The sequence below is a fragment of the Frankia sp. CpI1-P genome (assembly GCF_001421075.1).
In the GTDB taxonomy this organism is placed as follows: domain Bacteria; phylum Actinomycetota; class Actinomycetes; order Frankiales; family Frankiaceae; genus Frankia; species Frankia torreyi.
Genome location: NZ_LJJX01000122.1, coordinates 1 through 3057, shown reverse-complemented (window position 1 = coordinate 3057; position 3057 = coordinate 1). Strand labels below are relative to the sequence as shown.

General features: G+C 73.5%; 3 protein-coding genes and 1 pseudogene. All 4 read right to left on the bottom strand.

The window, feature by feature from the left end; genetic code table 11:
• Positions 1-240, bottom strand: a pseudogene (locus FF86_RS36920) (beta-ketoacyl synthase N-terminal-like domain-containing protein); the annotation flags it as partial.
• Positions 241-283: 43 nt separating this feature from the next.
• The coding region (locus FF86_RS69645) for a type I polyketide synthase (RefSeq protein ID WP_396230218.1) at positions 284-1450 on the bottom strand (1167 nt) is incomplete at its 3' end.
• A 29-nt stretch (positions 1451-1479) separates the two neighbouring features.
• The coding region (locus tag FF86_RS69640; RefSeq protein ID WP_396230217.1) for a polyketide synthase dehydratase domain-containing protein at positions 1480-2587 on the bottom strand (1108 nt) is incomplete at its 3' end.
• 94 nt (positions 2588-2681) lie between these two features.
• A partial coding sequence (locus FF86_RS69635) for a hypothetical protein (RefSeq protein ID WP_396230216.1) occupies positions 2682-2977 on the bottom strand: 296 nt, incomplete at its 3' end.
• Positions 2978-3057: the final 80 nt, after the last annotated feature.

Genomic DNA, 3057 nt, shown 5'->3' with positions numbered 1-3057 from the left:
GATCAATACCCGCCCGCTCGAACACCTCCCACGTCAACTCCAACAGAAGACGATGCTGCGGATCCGTCGCCAACGCCTCCCGCGGCGACATACCAAAAAACCCCGGATCAAACTCGTCCGCATCATGCAGAAAACCACCGAAACGACTGTAAGAAGAACCCGCACGATCAGGATCCGGATCATACAGACCCGCACCCCAACCCCGACCCGACGGAAACTCCGAAATCGCATCCCCACCCGNCGCCACCAACCCCCACAAACCCTCCGGCGAACGCACCCCACNCGGGAAACGGCAACTCATCCCCACCACAGCCAACGGCTCGTTCGGGTCGGCCACGATGGTCGCCACCGGCGCGAGGCCGCCCGGCGATCGGCCGACGAGGTCCTGGCTCAGCCGCTCGGCGACGGCGAGGGGAGTGGGATGGTCGAACACCAGCGTGGCAGGCAGGGTGACACCGGTTGCGGTGGTGAGCGCGTTGCGGAACTCCACCGCGCTCAGTGAGTCGAACCCGAGTTCCTTGAAGGGCCTGGTGGGGTCGACCGCGGCCGCACTGGCGTGGCCGAGCACCGCCGCGGCGCGCTCCCGGACCAACTCCAGGAGCAGCTCGAGCTGGTCGGCGCTCGTGCGGCCGGCCAGCCGGGCCGCGAGGGCCTCGGCGCCGCCCGCAGTCCGGCCGGCGGCCGTCCGGCCGACGGCGCCGGTCGCGCGGACCAGTCCACGCAGCACGGACGGCAACTCCCCCTCCGCGGCGCGGTCACGCAGCGCGCGCAGGTCGAATCGGGTGGGAACGGCCAGCGACCGGCCGGTGGTGAGGGCGGCGTCGAACAGGGCCAGCCCGTCCTGCGTCGACAGCGGGGCGACCCCGAGGCGGCCCAGCCGGTTCAGGTCGACGGCGCTCAGATGGTCGGTCATGCCGCCGTCGGCCGCCCACTGCCCCCAGGCGAGGCTGATCGCGGGCAGTCCGGCGTCCTGCCGCCGTTGCGCGAGGGCGTCGAGGGTCGCGTTGGCGGCCGCGTAGGCGGCCTGGCCCGCGTTGCCGATCACGCCGGCGACCGAGGAGAACAGCACGAACGCCGCGAGGTCGTGACCGGCCGTGAGGTCATGCAGGTTCAGCGCGGCGTCCGTCTTGGGGCGCAGGACGCCCGCCAGGCGCTCGGTGGTCAGGGCGCTTACGACACCGTCGTCCAGCACCCCGGCGGCGTGGATCACCGCGGTGAGCGGATGGGCCGCGGGCACCGCGTCGAGCACCTCGGCCAGGGCCGAGCGCTGCGCCACGTCACAGGCGACGACGCTGACCTCTGCTCCCAGCACACGCAGTTCCGCGGTCAGCTCCGCCGCGCCGTCCGCCTCCGGGCCCCGACGGCCAACCAGCAGGAGGTGACGAGCCCCGTGGCGAGTGATCAGATGCCGCCCGAGCAGCCGACCGAGCATCCCGGTGCCACCAGTGATCAGGATGGTGCCGTTCGGATCCCCCAGCNCTCCGGCCGCGACGCTCGGAGCGGACGGCGCCAGCCGGGTCAGACGTGGGCTGTGGAAGACGCCGTCCCGCAGCGCGAGTTCGGATTCTCCAGCCGCCAACGCCGCCTGCGCGATCCTCGGCGTGAGAGCGCCGGCATCGAGATCGAGCAGGACGAACCGCCCAGGATGCTCCGCCAGCGCCGCGCGCACCAGCCCCCAGGCCGCGGCCGCGCCGAGGTCGGGTGCCGCGTCCTGCTCGCTCACCGCCACCGCGTTCCGCGTGACCACCAGCAGCCGCGGGGATCCGGTCTGCTCCTCGGCCAGCCAGCGCTGAGCCGCGGCCAGCACCCAGGCCGCAGCCTCGCGGACCTGTGCGCTGGTGGCCGACACCCGGTGGGGGAGGACGACGAAGGCGTCCGCGCCCGGCTCCCGTTGCGGACCGGGCAGTGCCTGGATGGCCGGCCCGGGGGCGACGTTCGCGCCGACGACCGCCGGGTCGGGGATGGCGCCTGTCTCGAACGGCAGCCCCTGGTCGGCTCCTGAGTCGGCTCCCGGGTCGGCTCCCGAGTCGAGGACCGGGTCCGGGTCCGTCCCGGGCGCCGGACTCACCGGCGTCCACCCGACGCCGTACAGCGAGCCCCGCAGCGGGCCGGCACTGGCACCGACGGGAACCGGCCTGGTCGCCATCGCCTCGACGGTGGCCACCGGGGCTCCCGTCGGGTCGAAGAGCTCTATCTCGGTCGCCTCTGCCCCGGCGGGGGCGAGCCGGACCCGCAGTGCCGTCGCGCCGCTCGCGTGTATCCGCACACCCGACCAGGAGAAGGGCAGCCGGACCGGGCTGGCGGCCCCGTCGTCGCCGGCGTCGGTGGGTACGTCGATCAGCAGCGGGTGGAGGGCGGCGTCCAGCAGGGCGGGATGCAACGCGTAGCCGGCGACGTCCACCCCGGCGGGCAGCCGGACCTCCGCGTAGCGGGCGGACCCGAGGCTCCAGGCGGCCCTGAGCCCGTGGAAACTCGGCCCGTAGACGTAGCCCCGCTCCGCGAGAGTCTCGTAAAGATCATCGATGGGCAGGGGTATCGCGTCGGGCGGCGGCCAGGACTGCCCCGCGTCGGCCCTGGGCGCCGCGATCTCCTCCGTGGAGGCGGCGAGGTGGCCGGTGGCGTGGTGTGTCCAGGACTCATCGCCCTGGTCCTGCGGCTCCTCGGCCCCGTCCGCCAGGAGNCGCGAATAGACATCCACCGGGTGGCGGCCGGCCGCGTCCCGCTCGCCGACCACGACCTCGACCCGCAGAGTGGCCTTGGCGGGCAGCACAGCCGGGCTGACGATGGTCAGCTCGGCGATTCGCTCCTGCCCGATCCGGGCGGCAGCCGCCCCCACCAGTTCGACGAAGGCGGCGCCGGGCAGCAGGACGTCCGAGCCGATCTGGTGGTCGGCCAGCCACGGATAGGTGTCGCGGGTGATCCGTCCGGTGAAGATGGCGCTGTCGCGCTCGGGGAGCAATATCTCGGCGGCGAGCAGGGGGTGGTTGGCGGGGTCGAGTCCGGCGGCGGCGAGATCGGAGCCGCGGCCGTCGGGAGCCAGCCAGTACCGTTCCCGCT